Annotated in this window: 13 protein-coding genes; 5 read left to right on the top strand and 8 right to left on the bottom strand. The window is 53.7% G+C overall.

Translation table 11 applies throughout. The features are described 5' to 3' along the window. Position 1: 1 nt before the first annotated feature. Positions 2-967: an NAD(P)/FAD-dependent oxidoreductase gene (locus tag IE105_RS12490; protein WP_189498991.1), complete on the bottom strand. Its 966-nt coding sequence runs from the start codon at positions 965-967 to the stop codon at positions 2-4. Between the two features lie 108 nt (positions 968-1,075). Then, positions 1,076-1,957, bottom strand: coding sequence for a DUF4349 domain-containing protein (locus tag IE105_RS12485; protein ID WP_189498989.1), 882 nt, complete (start codon positions 1,955-1,957; stop codon positions 1,076-1,078). A gap of 209 nt (positions 1,958-2,166) precedes the next feature. Between IE105_RS12485 and gap the strand changes: the two genes are divergently transcribed. After that, positions 2,167-3,174 carry a type I glyceraldehyde-3-phosphate dehydrogenase gene (gene gap, locus IE105_RS12480; protein WP_189498987.1) on the top strand — a complete coding sequence of 336 codons (1,008 nt, stop codon included), beginning with the start codon at positions 2,167-2,169 and terminating at the stop codon, positions 3,172-3,174. A 1-nt stretch (position 3,175) separates the two neighbouring features. After that, a complete protein-coding gene (locus IE105_RS12475; RefSeq protein WP_189498985.1) occupies positions 3,176-5,974 on the top strand; it encodes a phosphoenolpyruvate carboxylase in 2,799 nt (932 codons plus the stop codon). On the opposite strand, the gene IE105_RS12470 is transcribed toward IE105_RS12475, so the two are convergent. Continuing rightward, positions 5,971-7,155 carry a DUF8838 domain-containing protein gene (locus IE105_RS12470; protein ID WP_189498983.1) on the bottom strand — a complete coding sequence of 395 codons (1,185 nt, stop codon included), beginning with the start codon at positions 7,153-7,155 and terminating at the stop codon, positions 5,971-5,973. The genes IE105_RS12475 and IE105_RS12470 overlap by 4 nt on opposite strands. 58 nt (positions 7,156-7,213) lie before the next feature. Further along, on the bottom strand, positions 7,214-9,277 hold the full coding sequence (locus tag IE105_RS12465; RefSeq protein WP_189498981.1) for a DUF3857 domain-containing transglutaminase family protein: 2,064 nt from the start codon (positions 9,275-9,277) through the stop codon (positions 7,214-7,216). Positions 9,278-9,435: 158 nt separating this feature from the next. On the opposite strand from IE105_RS12465, the gene IE105_RS12460 reads away from it, so the two are divergent. Continuing rightward, positions 9,436-10,056: a trimeric intracellular cation channel family protein gene (locus tag IE105_RS12460; protein WP_189498979.1), complete on the top strand. Its 621-nt coding sequence runs from the start codon at positions 9,436-9,438 to the stop codon at positions 10,054-10,056. A 2-nt stretch (positions 10,057-10,058) separates the two neighbouring features. Here the strand turns inward: IE105_RS12460 and IE105_RS12455 are convergent, their stop codons facing one another. After that, the gene (locus IE105_RS12455) at positions 10,059-10,394 is read right to left on the bottom strand and encodes a gamma-glutamylcyclotransferase family protein (protein WP_189498977.1); all 336 of its coding nucleotides are present in this window, start codon (positions 10,392-10,394) and stop codon (positions 10,059-10,061) included. A gap of 28 nt (positions 10,395-10,422) precedes the next feature. Between IE105_RS12455 and IE105_RS12450 the strand changes: the two genes are divergently transcribed. After that, positions 10,423-11,103 carry a glutathione S-transferase family protein gene (locus tag IE105_RS12450; protein ID WP_189498975.1) on the top strand — a complete coding sequence of 227 codons (681 nt, stop codon included), beginning with the start codon at positions 10,423-10,425 and terminating at the stop codon, positions 11,101-11,103. A 149-nt stretch (positions 11,104-11,252) separates the two neighbouring features. Here IE105_RS12450 and IE105_RS12445 read toward each other — a convergent pair whose 3' ends face one another. After that, positions 11,253-11,930, bottom strand: a complete 678-nt coding sequence (locus tag IE105_RS12445; protein ID WP_189498973.1) for a hypothetical protein — start codon at positions 11,928-11,930, stop codon at positions 11,253-11,255. A 204-nt stretch (positions 11,931-12,134) separates the two neighbouring features. Between IE105_RS12445 and IE105_RS12440 the strand changes: the two genes are divergently transcribed. Then, complete coding sequence (locus IE105_RS12440; protein WP_189498971.1) at positions 12,135-12,521, top strand: SpoIIAA family protein; 387 nt, start codon at positions 12,135-12,137, stop codon at positions 12,519-12,521. Between the two features lie 48 nt (positions 12,522-12,569). Here the strand turns inward: IE105_RS12440 and yghU are convergent, their stop codons facing one another. Beyond that, the gene (yghU, locus tag IE105_RS12435) at positions 12,570-13,415 is read right to left on the bottom strand and encodes a glutathione-dependent disulfide-bond oxidoreductase (protein ID WP_189498970.1); all 846 of its coding nucleotides are present in this window, start codon (positions 13,413-13,415) and stop codon (positions 12,570-12,572) included. Positions 13,416-13,570: 155 nt separating this feature from the next. Next, entirely contained in the window at positions 13,571-14,146 is a 576-nt protein-coding gene (locus IE105_RS12430; protein WP_189498968.1) for a type 1 glutamine amidotransferase domain-containing protein, read from the bottom strand. Positions 14,147-14,323 lie beyond the last annotated feature (177 nt).

The following is a 14,323-nucleotide window of genomic DNA, read 5'->3' as shown; positions in this document are numbered from 1 at the left end:
CTTAACCCAACAGATTGATGGCGTTTGCCGCCGCCCGACCGCTGATATAAGCCCCTTCGACGCGCCCGCCGACGCACCAGTCCCCCGCCAAAACAACGCCCAAGGCCGGATCAATCAGACAATTCTGTCCGACCCCCTCATTGGCGTAGGCGTAGAGCCAGCGGTGCAACGCGATATGCGGCGCTTGATTGAGCGGTCGTCCACAGAGAGCCGATGCAGCGTCTAGCATCATGGTTTGAACCCATTCGCGATCTGCCTCTGCATGGACATCTGACCACTCTGGGGCCGCATGGACAACCAAAGTCGAAATCGTCTCATCTCGGCCCTGTTTGGAACTATTGCGCGCCATCCAACTTATCGGCAGATCACTGACGCGTAGACTATCCCAGCCCGGATCGAACGGATCTAGCCACCCTACCATTAGCGCAAAACACGCGTGCATCCGAACATCGGCAAGAATAACCTGCAATGGCGAGCGCTGTGGTAATATGTCGGAGGCTTGCGGCGCAGGGGCCGTGCAAATGACCCGATCAAACGGTCCGTCCGTCGATTTGTCCTCGAAGCGTAGTGTTAGCTCTCCCGGCTGGCCCGCAATTCGCGCGACACGCCGTCCGAGCTGAATATTCAGGCCGTTCGCCATCGCCTTCGGAAGCGCATTCATGCGCGGCGCACCAACCCATCGTGGTCGCCCGGTATCCGCCATCATTTCGCCGGCGCGGAGGTAAAGCCCACGGCTGTCCCACGGGGCAGTCGCTTCGCCTAGCGTATCGACAAGGGCTTCGAATTCAGGATCAGAGAGGGTGAAATATTGTGCGCCATGATCGAATTCATATGCGCCCGCATAGCGCGTACTCATGCGACCACCGACGCCGCGACTTTTATCAAACAGAACGACATCGTGATCGCCGCTCAAATGGTGAGCCGCCGAAAGACCCGCCATGCCCGTCCCAATAATTGCGATTTTCATGGCGGCGTTCTTTCGGCGAATGGAGTCGAGTCTGTCGGAAGGTGAAGCGGTCATAATCTGACCTTGCATACGACCGGACCACTCGAAGGGTTTATATAAACCCGCCGCTTATGATTTTGACGATTTTTTAGTCAGGCGTCGTTTGAGCCAGACCAAGCTGAAGATGCCCGGCAGAATAACCAACAGGAACCACGGCAGCATCATCGCCAAGAACGTAATCACGCTGGCTAGGCCTTCCGAGACAGTCCCGACGAATTGCTTTAACGCCCGCCCAATCGGCGCCACCGCAGAGTTGGATACGGCCCGACTGCGGGTTTGATAATTGATATTGACGATCGACATGCCGACCCGCTGGCGGAGCGCTTTTAGATTGGATGTGGCGCTTTCAATTTCGGCTTGGACCCGGGCTAACTCCCGCTCAAGCGCAAGCAGGTCCGGCAGCAATGCATCTCTTGTTTCAAGTAAAGCGGTCAGTCGTTCCCGCAAGGTAATCTGTGCCGATAGTCGGGCATCAACATCTAAGATTTGACGGGTCAGGTCTTCGGCGGAGACAGATGACGATGTCATTTTCCCATCGGCTCCTTCAACTGTGTCCATGATCGTCTGCGTATAGCCAACCAACCACGTCGGCTCTGCGCGTAAATATAGCGATGCCGACACGTTGTCGGGATTATATTCTTGCGTAGAGCGCGAGATAATTTGGCAAAGCTTTGGCCCCGCATCGAGACAGATTTGCGCGTGACGGTCAATGGAAGACGGAACGGACCCGACAGGCAAAGCGAAATCGTAATTGTAGCGATAGGCCATATAGGTGGCCTGTTCGACCTCCCCTGCGTCACCCGCAAACTCATCCATTTGAGGCGCTGATGATTTGGACATCATAGGCGCGGGAGCCGCAAAACCTGAAGACGTCTCAAATTCAGCGCTGTCGTCCGCACAGGCCGCCAGAATCACAACAGATGACACCACAAGGCATTTGAAAATGGACATAACGTCTCCCAATCGAATTATCTGTTTTATAAGCCACGAAATCAGGCTTGTCTGCGCCTGGCCAACACAACCCAGACTATTAAAAAACCCTCTTATATACCCCTATATGAACAGGCTCTGAGACGATCCTGATGATGAGGCCTTTCAGAATCGTGCAAGATCAGTTATGACAGCGCTGTCAAAGATAAACCCTCCGAAAGCACACCCCTATGACCACGAGAATTGCCATTAACGGTTTTGGCCGGATCGGTCGTAACGTTTTGCGCGCTTTGCATGAATCAGGTCGCGATGACATGGAAGTCGTCGCCATCAATGATTTGTCCTCAACGGAAAATCTCGCGCATTTGCTGAAATATGACAGCGTGCATGGTCGCTTTCCAGGCACGATCACATCAACAGATACCTCCATCGATATTGGCAACGGTCCGATCCAAGTCACCGCAATCCGGGATCTGTCAGAGCAAAATTGGGCGGATAACAACGTTGACATTGTGATGGAATGCACAGGCATTTTTACCGCGCGCGACGCAGCCGCCAAACATCTTGCCGCTGGCGCGAAACGGGTTCTGATTTCAGCCCCCGGCAAAGACGCCGATAAAACCATCGTTTATGGTGTGAACCATGATGTCCTCACGGCAGACGATCATGTTGTGTCCAACGGGTCATGCACGACCAACGCCCTGGCGCCACTCGCGAAAGTTTTAAATGACGCGTTCGGAATTGAATCCGGTTTCATGACAACGATCCATAGCTACACAGGCGATCAGCCAACGCTGGACGGTGTCCACCGCAAAGATTTCAACCGCGGGCGCGCCGCCGCCCTGTCCATGATCCCAACCAGCACAGGCGCCGCAAAAGCTATCGGTCTGGTCATGCCTGAACTCGAAGGCAAGCTGGATGGCAAAGCGATCCGCGTCCCGACCCCCAATGTGTCCGTTGTCGACCTTGTTGTGAACACGCGCGAGGCCACAGACGTTGACGCCGTGAATGCGGCCTTCCGCAAAGCCGCAGAGGCCATGCCGGGCGTTCTTCAGATCGTGGACGACCTGACCGTTTCCACGGATTTCAACCATGATCCCTATTCGTCGTCTTTAATGACGACAGAAACGATGGTTCCTGCCCCCAATATGGTCCGAATTTTGTCCTGGTATGACAATGAGTGGGGTTTTTCGAACCGGATGCTGGACACGGCCGCCGTGATGGCCAAGTTCCTTTAGAATGACAACTTACAAACGCGAGACCCTTACAGAGCTCAGAGCGCGGCTATCCGCACAACTTAAAGCCCATGCAGATGGATTAAAGTCCGATCCGCAGGCCAATCCTGTCAAACGGTTGGCCTATGATATTTCACGCGAAGTCGAAGACCGCTCCATCGCATTTCGTGATATTGAAGCCTTGGTCAAACAGCTCTCTGATGAAGCGGCCATTGATCGCGCCCGAAGACTGCGTGAGCGCGCCGGCTTGGACCGCATCGACGCCCTACGCGCCTCGATATCAGCCGTTTCTCAAGCGAAAGCGAAAGAGGGCTGGGACGCGTTCAAAGCATGGGCCGAAGCGCCGGCATCAGGCATCGTATTAACCGCGCACCCGACTTTCTCGCTATCCCGCGACATCCGCAATACGTTGGGCGATATTGCGTCGGCAAAAGAAACGCCGACGGCCAGCGTAGACGCGCTGAAAACATTTCCCTACCTGCCAAAACGTGCGCCGACTCTGCTCGAAGAACATGAGGATACGCAGGCTACGCTTACGCGCATTCAGGCGGCACTCGACACACTCAACCAAATCGTGCTGCGTGTCGCGAAAGCGAAATTCCCAAACCAATGGACTGCCCTCACCCCGCACCTCGCGGACGCTTATAGCTGGGTCGGCTACGACATCGATGGCCGCACAGATATTAGCTGGGGCGACGCGCTACGGCTTCGCCTCTCTGAGAAACGCGACCAAATCGCGCGCTATCTCGAACAGGCCGAGACTCTCACCGCCAATGGCGCAAACCTCTCCGCCTTAGCAGAACGGTTGCAGGACGGATTAATTTCAGCCCGACGCGATCTGACTTTGTTTGAAACCAATCTGAATGCCCCGGAAAACCTTGTTGCAGCGGCGAATAACCTCACCCGGCAATCGGATCGACGACTTCTATCGACTGAAGGTTTAAGCACGATACTCGATCAAGCCTGCGAGACTGCAAGTGATGATCTCGCGCTCGATATTCTGACTTTAAAAGCCCGTATGAAAGCCTTTGGCCTCGGCACGGCTCGTATCCACTTCCGCGTGAATGCCCGGCACATTAATGCGGCCATGCGCGCCGCGTTTGGGTTGAAAGACAATACGTCGGATCAACGCACCTTACTGCGCCGCGCCACAGAAATGACCCTGGCCACAACCGCGCGTCCCGTCAATTTCGCGAGCCTCGCCTTAGAACGCTCGACCGCGCATGAGAAAATGATCCTTAGCGCGCAAATTTACAAATATATCGATTCTGAAACGCCCATCCGTCTGTTGATCGCAGAGACGGAAGACAGCCTTGTTCCCCTTGGCGCGCTCTATTTGGCCAAGCTTTACGGGCTTGAGGACCATATCGACATTTCGCCTTTGTTTGAGACATCCGATGCCCTCAATAATGGGGGTCGGATCATCGGTAAAATGCTCGAGAACCCGGCCTATCGCGATTATGTCAAAGCGCGCGGCGTGTTTGCGGTTCAGACGGGTTTCTCTGACGCAGGTCGCTTTATGGGGCAACTTCCAGCAACTTTGGCGATTGAGCGCGTGCAAAGCCAACTCGCCAGCGAGTTAGCCAAGGCAGATATGTCCGACGTGACCGCCATCGTATTCAATACACATGGCGAAGGCCTCGGCCGGGGTGGCCACCCCGGAACAGTCGGCCAACGCGTCGATTATGCGATGAGCCCCTATGCCATCCGTCAGTTTGAAAAACGCGATATTTCTTTGCGCCACGAAACCAGCTTTCAAGGCGGAGACGGCTTTCTTTGGTTCCAATCACAAGCGCTCTCTGACGCGACCGTGCTCAGCCTTATCGACGCGCGGTTTGCGGACCGCACAGAGGCCGAAAACGATCCATTCTATACGGAGCGTGATTTTTCTTGGGATCTCTACCGGACCATTCAGAACGCACAGGAAAAGCTCTATGATGATCCGGATTATGTCACCATTTTGGGTGGGTTCGGTCAGAACCTGTTGATCCCGACGGGCTCACGGGCTGTGAAACGCGCCAAGTCGGCCAGCGGCGCCGACACGTTTGATCCGCGCCAGCTGCGCGCCATTCCACATAATGCTATTTTGCAGCAGTTCGGCTGCCCCGCGAACCTGTTTTACGGGGTCGGTCGTGCCGCCTCGATAGATCCGGAAAAATTCGATAATTTGCTGGAAAACTCGGCCCGCGCGCAATCAATTTTCCAATTGGTCGCCACGACGATGTGCCGAACCAACCTGTCGATCCTGACCAGCTATGGCCGTTTATTTGATCCGGGTTTCTGGATTGCCCGGGCGCTATCGGGCGAAGAGCCTATGTTGGCGGACCGCTCTGCCATCGTTGCTGATACGTTGATGACGAGCCCATGGCGCTCACAAATCATGGATTTGACGAACCGATTGCGGCTCGACGTTTTGGACACGCGACGTCGGTTTGAGTGTCAGTCATCATCCGGAGAGGTTCTGGAATTGCTGCATGCGCTACGATTAGCCGTTGTCATGAAGATGATGATTTTGGCGACGGAACTGCCCGTTGTGTCTGACTCTGAAACATCGCGCCTTTCTGTGCTGCAACGTCTGCAAACATTCCAAATTGATGGTATCATTGATGATCTGGAAAGCCGCTATCCCGCCAGCAAACCCTCGCTGGATTGGACACGTCAATTAACCGAGCAAACAGACTTGCCCGACAGTTCAGGTTTCCCGCACATTGCAGATGAAATCATTAAACCGCTCAGCCGGGCGCGCGATTTAGCGCGGCAGATAACGGTGGCCGTGACCCATCATTATGATGCGTTTGGCTAACAGCAACTCGCGCCTTGCGATGGATCCGTCGTTCGCTTCGGCGCGCCCTGCTTTGTTTCTTGTGGATCACGGCGGCGCACTCCGCAATCGTCAGTTGGCCACGCGATCCGATCGACCACTGGGACAGAAGGCTCAAGACAGTAAAATTGATCCGCATAGGGTTCGCGCTGCATAAGCGCGAAGGTCTTGGCGCAGACCGCTGAGCGTTCCCCGCGGCGGAACACATGGCCATCATCGTCCTGCACATGACGCCACGGGCCTTTGTAGATCACAGCTTGGTTCTTCTCCAGACACTCCCCCTGCTTGCCTTTATACGCCAAATAGGTCGCAGACCGGAACTCGATGCCTTCGACAATCTGCCACGGTTCTGCGTCCCATTTATCGAGCGTGACGCCGTGAAATCCCGCCTCTTCCAGCGCTTCGCCAAAATGATCTTCGCGCAACGCGCCACTGATACAGCCCGACCAAAGCCGCGCGTCGTTTTTCATCGCGTCCGGACTGTCTTCGTCCGAAACAATATCGGACACGGCGATGCGGCCGCCCACTTTTAACACACGGAACATCTCCGCAAAAAGCTGCTTCTTCTTTGAGTCGGAAACAAGATTGAGCACGCAATTAGAGACGATCACATCGACACTATTGTCCGGGATCATAGGCAACTCTGTTTTCAAGCGCCCTATTTCAGCGTCCATCGCGGCAACGCCGTTCGCATCCGTGACCGGATTATCCGCGAGCCAAAGATTAAGTTGGTCCAAATCAAGCTTCAGATCTTCAATATGACCGCGTCGAAACTCGACATTGGCGTAGCCCACGCGGTCAGCAATAAGGGGAGCATTGTCCTTGGCCAGAGCCAACATGTCATCGGTCATATCAACCCCGATGACGCGACCCGCGGCGCCGACAATTTGCGACGCGATGAAACAGATTTTTCCTCCGCCAGACCCAAGGTCTAAAACCGTATCGCCAGGGCGAACATAACGGCTGGGGTCGCCGCACCCATAGTCGCGGTCGAGAACGTCTTGCGGGATAATTTTCAAATATTGCGGGTCATAATCGATAGGACAGCACAGGGCCGCTTCAACGGCCTGCGCGCCCGCGCTATAACGGTCCTTAACATCATCCCTTACGCTTGTTTTTGGGACGGGGGCGTGCGTGGCCTCAACATTCTGAATATCGTCCATATCACCAATCCCTCTGACACATTTTATAGAGCAGACTTAAGGCTCAGCCAGCATGATATCAATCGACTGATACGGCGCGCTCACGTCGATTTGACCGGCGAATAAGAGAGACGATTGCGATGGGGAATCCAATCAGGACCAGCCATCCGAGCCAGAGGGCCGATGCGGACATGGACGTCGCACTGACGCCCCCCTCCTCGTCAAACGACAGATTGATCGTCGAATAGCTCCAGTCCTGAAGCTTATCGATTTTCGCCATGTCGTCTTCAAAGTCTTTGGCTTTGATATGATCCAGCTTGCTTTGCCAGCGGTAATCTTCGCGAAACAGAGCGTTTTCATAAGTTTCATCATAGGAAAAACGGAAGGAGTCTGTTTCTACTGTGCGAGTACGCGCGTCGAAATCATAATCATCATTGACTACATATTCCCGAATTTGGTGAATATGCCTAGGGTGCTCCAACGCAAAAGGGGCCACGCGGGTGCCACCCTCAAAATTCGGGGTCGCCGCCAGTAATTGAAAGGCGCGGGTGTTTAATGACCGACGGTCATCGGACGTATAACCCGGAAGACGAAAGCGCATCTTCAGCTCTGTCCACGCCTCTGCATCATTGGACGTCCACGCCAAGTCGCCCTCTTTTTCTAACGTCGGATATATGTCCGCAAGATAGCGAACAAAGCTCTCATGCACACCCTCTTCCCCTTCGCGCACAATCCAAGCCAATGTAACATCTGCGTCTTCGCCATATTCCCGATAGGTCAAATCATAGAGAATTGTTCCGGGTTCCGCGATCAGGTCGAACCGTTCTGTAATCAGTTCCCGCACGTCGTAATCTGATTGCGGAAGGCGAGTTACGACGGATCCGTCCACGCTCATCCGCAACCCAAATTCAATGTCGCCTTTTTCCATCGTGTCGAGCGTCCCGAGTTGTGGATTGCGGGTGGCATCCATCGGATAGAGCGCGTCATTTACGTCGGCGACTACCATAATGTGATCAAAGGCATAAGGGTTGGCGAGCCCTTTGAATTCGCCCCCCCGTTCATCAAGATTAACCAATACGGGGTCTGCGGACACGTCCAATCCATCCAAGAGCGTCAGCAATAAAAAGGTCACATCCTTGCAATCCCCAAAGCGGCGACGCAGCACGCGCGCGGGTGGACGCGGAACAAACCCGCCTTCGCCAATTTCTAATCCGACATAGCGAATATGAGTCTGCACCCAATCGAGCGCCGCCTTGGCACGGGCTTTAGGCTCGGCATGGTCCGCCGCTATGTCTGCCACGATATTCCGCACAGCCTCACGGTCTGCATCAGACACATCGTAATAAGGTTTGAACAGCTCTCCGACTTCAGACCAGCTACCGAAGTTAGACGCCTCAAATGTGGGGCGCGTGTAGGTCCAATCCGGCGTATCGCGATCATAGTCGGGCGCTTTCGGGTCGGGCGCGTCCCATAAAAAAACCGTCCAACCATTTTCAACGGACCGCTGCGGGTCGACAGGGTCATTAAAGGTCTGCGTTTCAATCGGGACACCCGGACCAAAGGAAATGCGGTAAACGCTCCGCTTAATCTCAGTCGTCGTGGCAAATGTCTCGCGGGACAAATATCCCATCCCAATCGCAGGGTTTCGCCCAGCCTTTGTATACGCAATTTCAAGACGGTCGCCGACACGAAGATCAAGGATCGGCAGCGTGAACGTCATCGTTCCATTAAAGATCATCTGACGACGATCCGTTTCCGTTCGAAAGACCATCGCTTCCGCCAAATCCATCGCATCGATCGATTGACCGTCCCGCATAATTTGGACCGTATGCAGTGACACGGTCTGGTAAGCCGGATCGAAATCAAGACTGATTGTTCCTTCGTCCTCGACGGCCGCCGGGGTCAGAAGGTCCACGACATAGCGGGTTGAGTATTCGTCGGTCGTGAGGCTGAATCGATTCTGATAATCGACTAAGGGAAAGATTTTTTGTCGGTCCGCATCGTCCGCGGGGTCAAAGTCAGGAATATCAAACGGCATCGTCCAATCTGGGCGCGGTTCCACGCGAACATAATCCGCCACATCTTGCGCACGGACAGGATGTGCCAAAATAACGGCCATCACCGTCACCCACCAGAATTTCATAGACTTCATCTCTATTCGTCCCAAAGACTGCTGACCTCATTAAATCGGCTAATCGACATTGGGCATCTATGCAATGTTAGGTCGTGTAAAACGAAAAACGAATAGACTTTCCTCTTACAAGGCTTGCCAGAGCGCCAACAAATTGTCAGGGGCGGCGCATGAATTTGGATGCAATCAACCTCGGCTTCGCTCTCGGCCTTCTCGACCAAATCGGCGTGCTCGTCTTTGCCGTCTCAGGCGGCATTGTTGCTGTGCGCGCCAAAATGGATCCGCTCGGCGTGCTCGTCCTGTCTTTCCTCCCGGCTCTAGGCGGCGGCACTTTGCGGGATTTAATCCTCGACGCACCGGTGTTTTGGCTTTCAGACTCGCGTTACCTTTTAATGGTGATGTTTGGGGCCATCTTGGCGTGGATATTTGGCACACGCGTCGAAGATTTTAAGCCGATCCGATGGGCCGATGCCGTCGGCTTGGCTTTATTTGCTGTGGCCGGGACGGCTAAAGCGATTGGCTTGGGTCATTCCATCACCATTGCCGTCATTATGGGCGGCGTGACTGCGTCTGCGGGGGGATTACTGCGCGACGTCGTGGCCGGACGGGAGCCGATGCTGCTCAAACAAGATATTTACGCCACGGCCGCACTGCTCGGCGGATTGGGCTACGCGCTCTCAGACCGGGCTGGACTATCCTTCGAACTCTCGACCCTGATCGGGTTCAGCCTCGCGTTCACACTGCGAGCCTGCGCGATCCGATTTGGGTGGTCTTTGCCGCAAGCGAAGTAAATTTAACGCACGGCTACGTAGAGCCAGGCCGTTTTCCCACTCGCCAACGTCACCTCTACGCGTTCATAATCATCGACTTCATAGGCGTCAGTTTTGGCGAGCTGTGCCGCCGTCAGCGCGAAAACTGTCCCTGTAACGCGGTCCTCTATATTTCCCGTTTCGCTGACAATCGGATGAAAGCGCTCGCCACTGAGCGCTAAAACATCGGGATCAGTAATCTCAATGAGTGTTTGGGTGAAACCAACCAGCGCGTCGAATTGGCCGACCAGTGTCTCGCCAAATGTATCAATCTGAACGGCGGGCGTTTGGAGCGTTCCGTATGAAAAAAGGTATTCCATTGTGCCGCGCTAGCCTATGCTCGCGCGCATGACAAAGACAACGCCCTCTCCGAGCCCCATTCAGCACGCAACGCTTTATCATTACCCGCTCTCCCGCTCCGTCCGGATCAGGATGCTCCTGATTGAGCTCGATATCCCCCACGATCTGATCCGTGTCGATTTGATGAAAGGCGAAGGGATGGCGCCTAAATTTCTATCGCTAAACCCAAACCATGCTGTTCCGGTCCTGCATTTGAAATATACCGATGGACGCGAGCAGACATTATTCGAGAGTGGCGCGATGATCCTGCACCTCGCAGATCTCTACCCTGACGCCCGGCTGAGCCCGCCTCCGTCAGATCCGGTCGCACGCGGCGACTATTTACAAATGGTCGCCTTTAATGCGGCCCATCTCGATACGATCCTTTGGAACATTCGCTTAAATCGCGACCTCTTTCCAAAACAGATGCGAAGCGAAACGATTGTGGCGTTCAACATGGCGAAATTGCAAAATGAAATCGTCCCGCAATTAAACGCCAGATTGTTCGATCAAGATTGGATTTGCGGCCCTCAATTCTCCGCAGCAGACTGTATCATGGCGCAAAATATTGGCTGGATGCGATCCTACGGTGTCGCAAAGGACGGTCCGGTCCAGGATTACGCCAAACGCCTGAAAGCCCGTCCGAGCTGGCAGGCTGCCTATGCCGATGCTCACGAATTTGAGCGCTAAGCGACTTTAAGGTTTGCGACAGAACCCTCGCAGCGATCATTGGCGTGAATAGCGCTTAGAAAACACCTCGAAACCTGCGAATTCGAACTCGGCAAAAAAAGCCCCGGCTTATCCCCGGGGCCTTTCAAAGAGGGGGCGTCTTTGGGGATTTAAAATCTGCGCGTAATGCCGAGCGTCACGACAGGAAAATATTTATAGTCTTCCGCATCTTGTTCAATCGACTCGATTTCCTCGATGAGTTCATTCAGCAAGACCGGATCAGAGCTGAGCAAGCCATTCGCAGACGTCAGGCTTACATCGGCCGACCCAACAAACATGACACCGGCGCGCGCATTTAATGACCATCCACCAATACTGTTCGCGAAATTATCGAACGCCACGCCAACATAAGGCGCAACATCTTTGAATTCGGCTTTCCCAATTAATGAGCCGACATCTGCCGGTGTGAAGCTTGTTCCTCCAATTGTGACATTTGACGCAGGCGTCGCAATTAAGTCGGCTTCTTTTTTCCCGACGTAGGCACCGCCTGAAATATAGAACGGTCCGCCGAATGGCGCGACGTCGGCGACCGCACCAAAGTTGGAGAGTGTGAAATCACCATCATACTGAATACCATCACTTTCAACGTCGCCAGAAAATTCCGCGAAATTATAACTACCGCGAACAAGTAATCGACTGGACGGAAGCGGATTAGCTTTGACCTCAGCTGCCACACCCGTTGTGCCGCCCGTCACGCCGATACCAACGCCCGGCGTGGACAGACATCCGGTCCCCAGCACCGCGCAGCAGGTCGTCAATGCGAGAAAACGTAATTTTGATTTAGTCATGGGATACTCCGCCAAGAATTCGAAAGTCGCCCAATAGAGTCAAAAGGGAAGCGATGTTTGCAATGGCCCACCGGACAGCGACGGGATGACTTAGGCCGACAACCCTTAAAAATTCGGAATCATCATGTTCAAGTTCCATGGATTTCTCGGAACAAATTCATATTCGTCACGTTGCATTTGTAACCACAGGAGAAAACCGCCTTTATGAATGACTTAAACACCGCTAATCTTACCGCTAAATTTGAAGCCCCGATTGTCTGGCTGTCCGTGAATGGACCTGTCGACCGGGAAGAAACCATCCAAACGATAGAATGGTTTGAAACACTCGGCGAAAGCCAAGACAGCTACCAACTTTATCTCGAAATTCCGAAGATGCACTTCCCCGACCTTGGGTCCGTGAGAAAAACGTTCCTGTCCCTCGCAGACATTATGCGCGGTCTTGAAGCCTGCGAGAAATGCGCCGTTGTCACCGACAGCCCGTTCCTGCGCTCGACTGCGAAAATCGAAGGCACCGCCATGCCGCAGATGGAAGTCGATAGTTTCGGCATTGTCGATCTGGCCCGTGCCGAAGATTGGCTCGAAGCCGCATAGATAACCGATAGAATCGAAAAACCCGGCCAAGGCCGGGTTTTTTATGCGTTACTCTTTGTCGAAATCACTCGCATTATGTCTTTCCGGCAGTCCTTTATCATCCCACGTCCGGTTCACGAGTTGTCCGCGCTGAAACGCTGGCCGCGCGCCCAATTGCTTGGCCCAACGCATGACATGCGTATAATCTTTCACCTGCAAGAACTCCTCAGAACTATAGAGAATTCCGCGCGCTAAAGCGCCGTACCACGGGTAGATCGCCAAATCAGCGATGGTCAGATCGGGACCAGCAATGAATTCATGTTTGGCCAATTGTTTGTCCAGAACATCCATCTGACGCTTCACTTCCATCGCGAAGCGGTCAATGGCATATTCAATCTTCATCGGCGCATAAGCGTAAAAGTGGCCAAACCCGCCGCCAAGATAAGGCGCGCTGCCCATTTGCCAGAAAAGCCATGATAGGCACTCGGCGCGAGCCGCCCGCTCGGTCGGAAAGAACATACCGAACTTCTCCGCCAGATAAGTCAAGATCGCGCCAGACTCGAATACGCGCACATGCGGGTCCTCTGAATGATCCATAAGGGCCGGGATTTTACTGTTTGGGTTCGCTTCAACAAAGCCGGATGAGAATTGGTCACCCTCGCCAATATTGATAAGCCATGCGTCATACTCTGCGCCGGAGTGACCGGCGGCCAGCAGCTCTTCGAGCATAATCGTGACTTTAACGCCATTGGGTGTGCCGAGTGAATAAAGCTGCATCGGGTGCTCGCCAACGGAGCGGTCCTTGTCATGGGTAGCCCCGCTAATCGGGCGATTTATATTGGCGAAACGACCGCCGCTTTCCTTGTCCCATGTCCAAATTTTGGCGGGTGTATAATCTGATAGTGTTTGTGTCATGGCGGGCTCCTACGGCATCAAAGTCTCACATCCTAATCACAGAGACTTGAAGCAAGAAAAAAGCCGCCCCATCACGAGGATGAGGGCAGCTCAATGACAAATGGTTTCAAACTGATTGAAGGGCTGACCTGTTCGTCGTTCAATATTTTGAGAATTTATGCGGCGCGTTTAAATTCGCGCGAGAAGGTCCGTTCGTGACGACCCTCGTTAATCTCTTCGACCAGCTTGCGATTAAACGCTGGAATGTCTGAGGGTTTACGGCTGGTGACAAAACCATTGTCTGTCACTGTTTCACCGTCCGTCCAGCGCCCCCCCGCATTACGGATATCGGTTTTAAGGGATGGGAATGAAGTCAGCTCCCGGCCCTGAATCAAATCGGCTTCGATCAAGAGCCACGGACCGTGGCAGATTGCGCCGATCGTCTTACCTTGTTCTGCAAAGTCTCGGACCAATTGCACCGCATCATCTTGTTGGCGCAGCGTATCGGGGTTTTTTAAACCACCGGGAATTATCAGACCCTCGTAATCGGCAACATTGATCTCAGCGAAAGTGAGTTCGGGCGTATACTCGCGTTGCTCTTCACTATCGGCCTTAATCGGCTCTTTCTTCATTGAGGCCACGTGGACCGTTGCGCCTTGATTGCGCATATATTCCAACGGTTCAAAAAATTCTTCCTGCTGAAAACCGTCAGCGGCAATGATGAGTAGTTTCTTTTGATTCAAATTTGTCATGGTACTCCTCAGTACTAAGAGTAACCGCGGCGTCTCTCTCCTTCGAAATAGACGCTATTGTCGTCGCGATGAGCGCATAAATGCGCTCGCCTTGCCTACTCAATGAGTGGGTCGGGTTGATCGTTCCAAAAAACTTCGGCTTTTCAACATTGTATCGCAATCCTGCCTGTGAGCACC

The organism is Algimonas arctica (assembly GCF_014652695.1).
Lineage (GTDB): Bacteria > Pseudomonadota > Alphaproteobacteria > Caulobacterales > Maricaulaceae > Litorimonas > Litorimonas arctica.
This window is presented reverse-complemented; position numbering and strand designations above follow the sequence as displayed.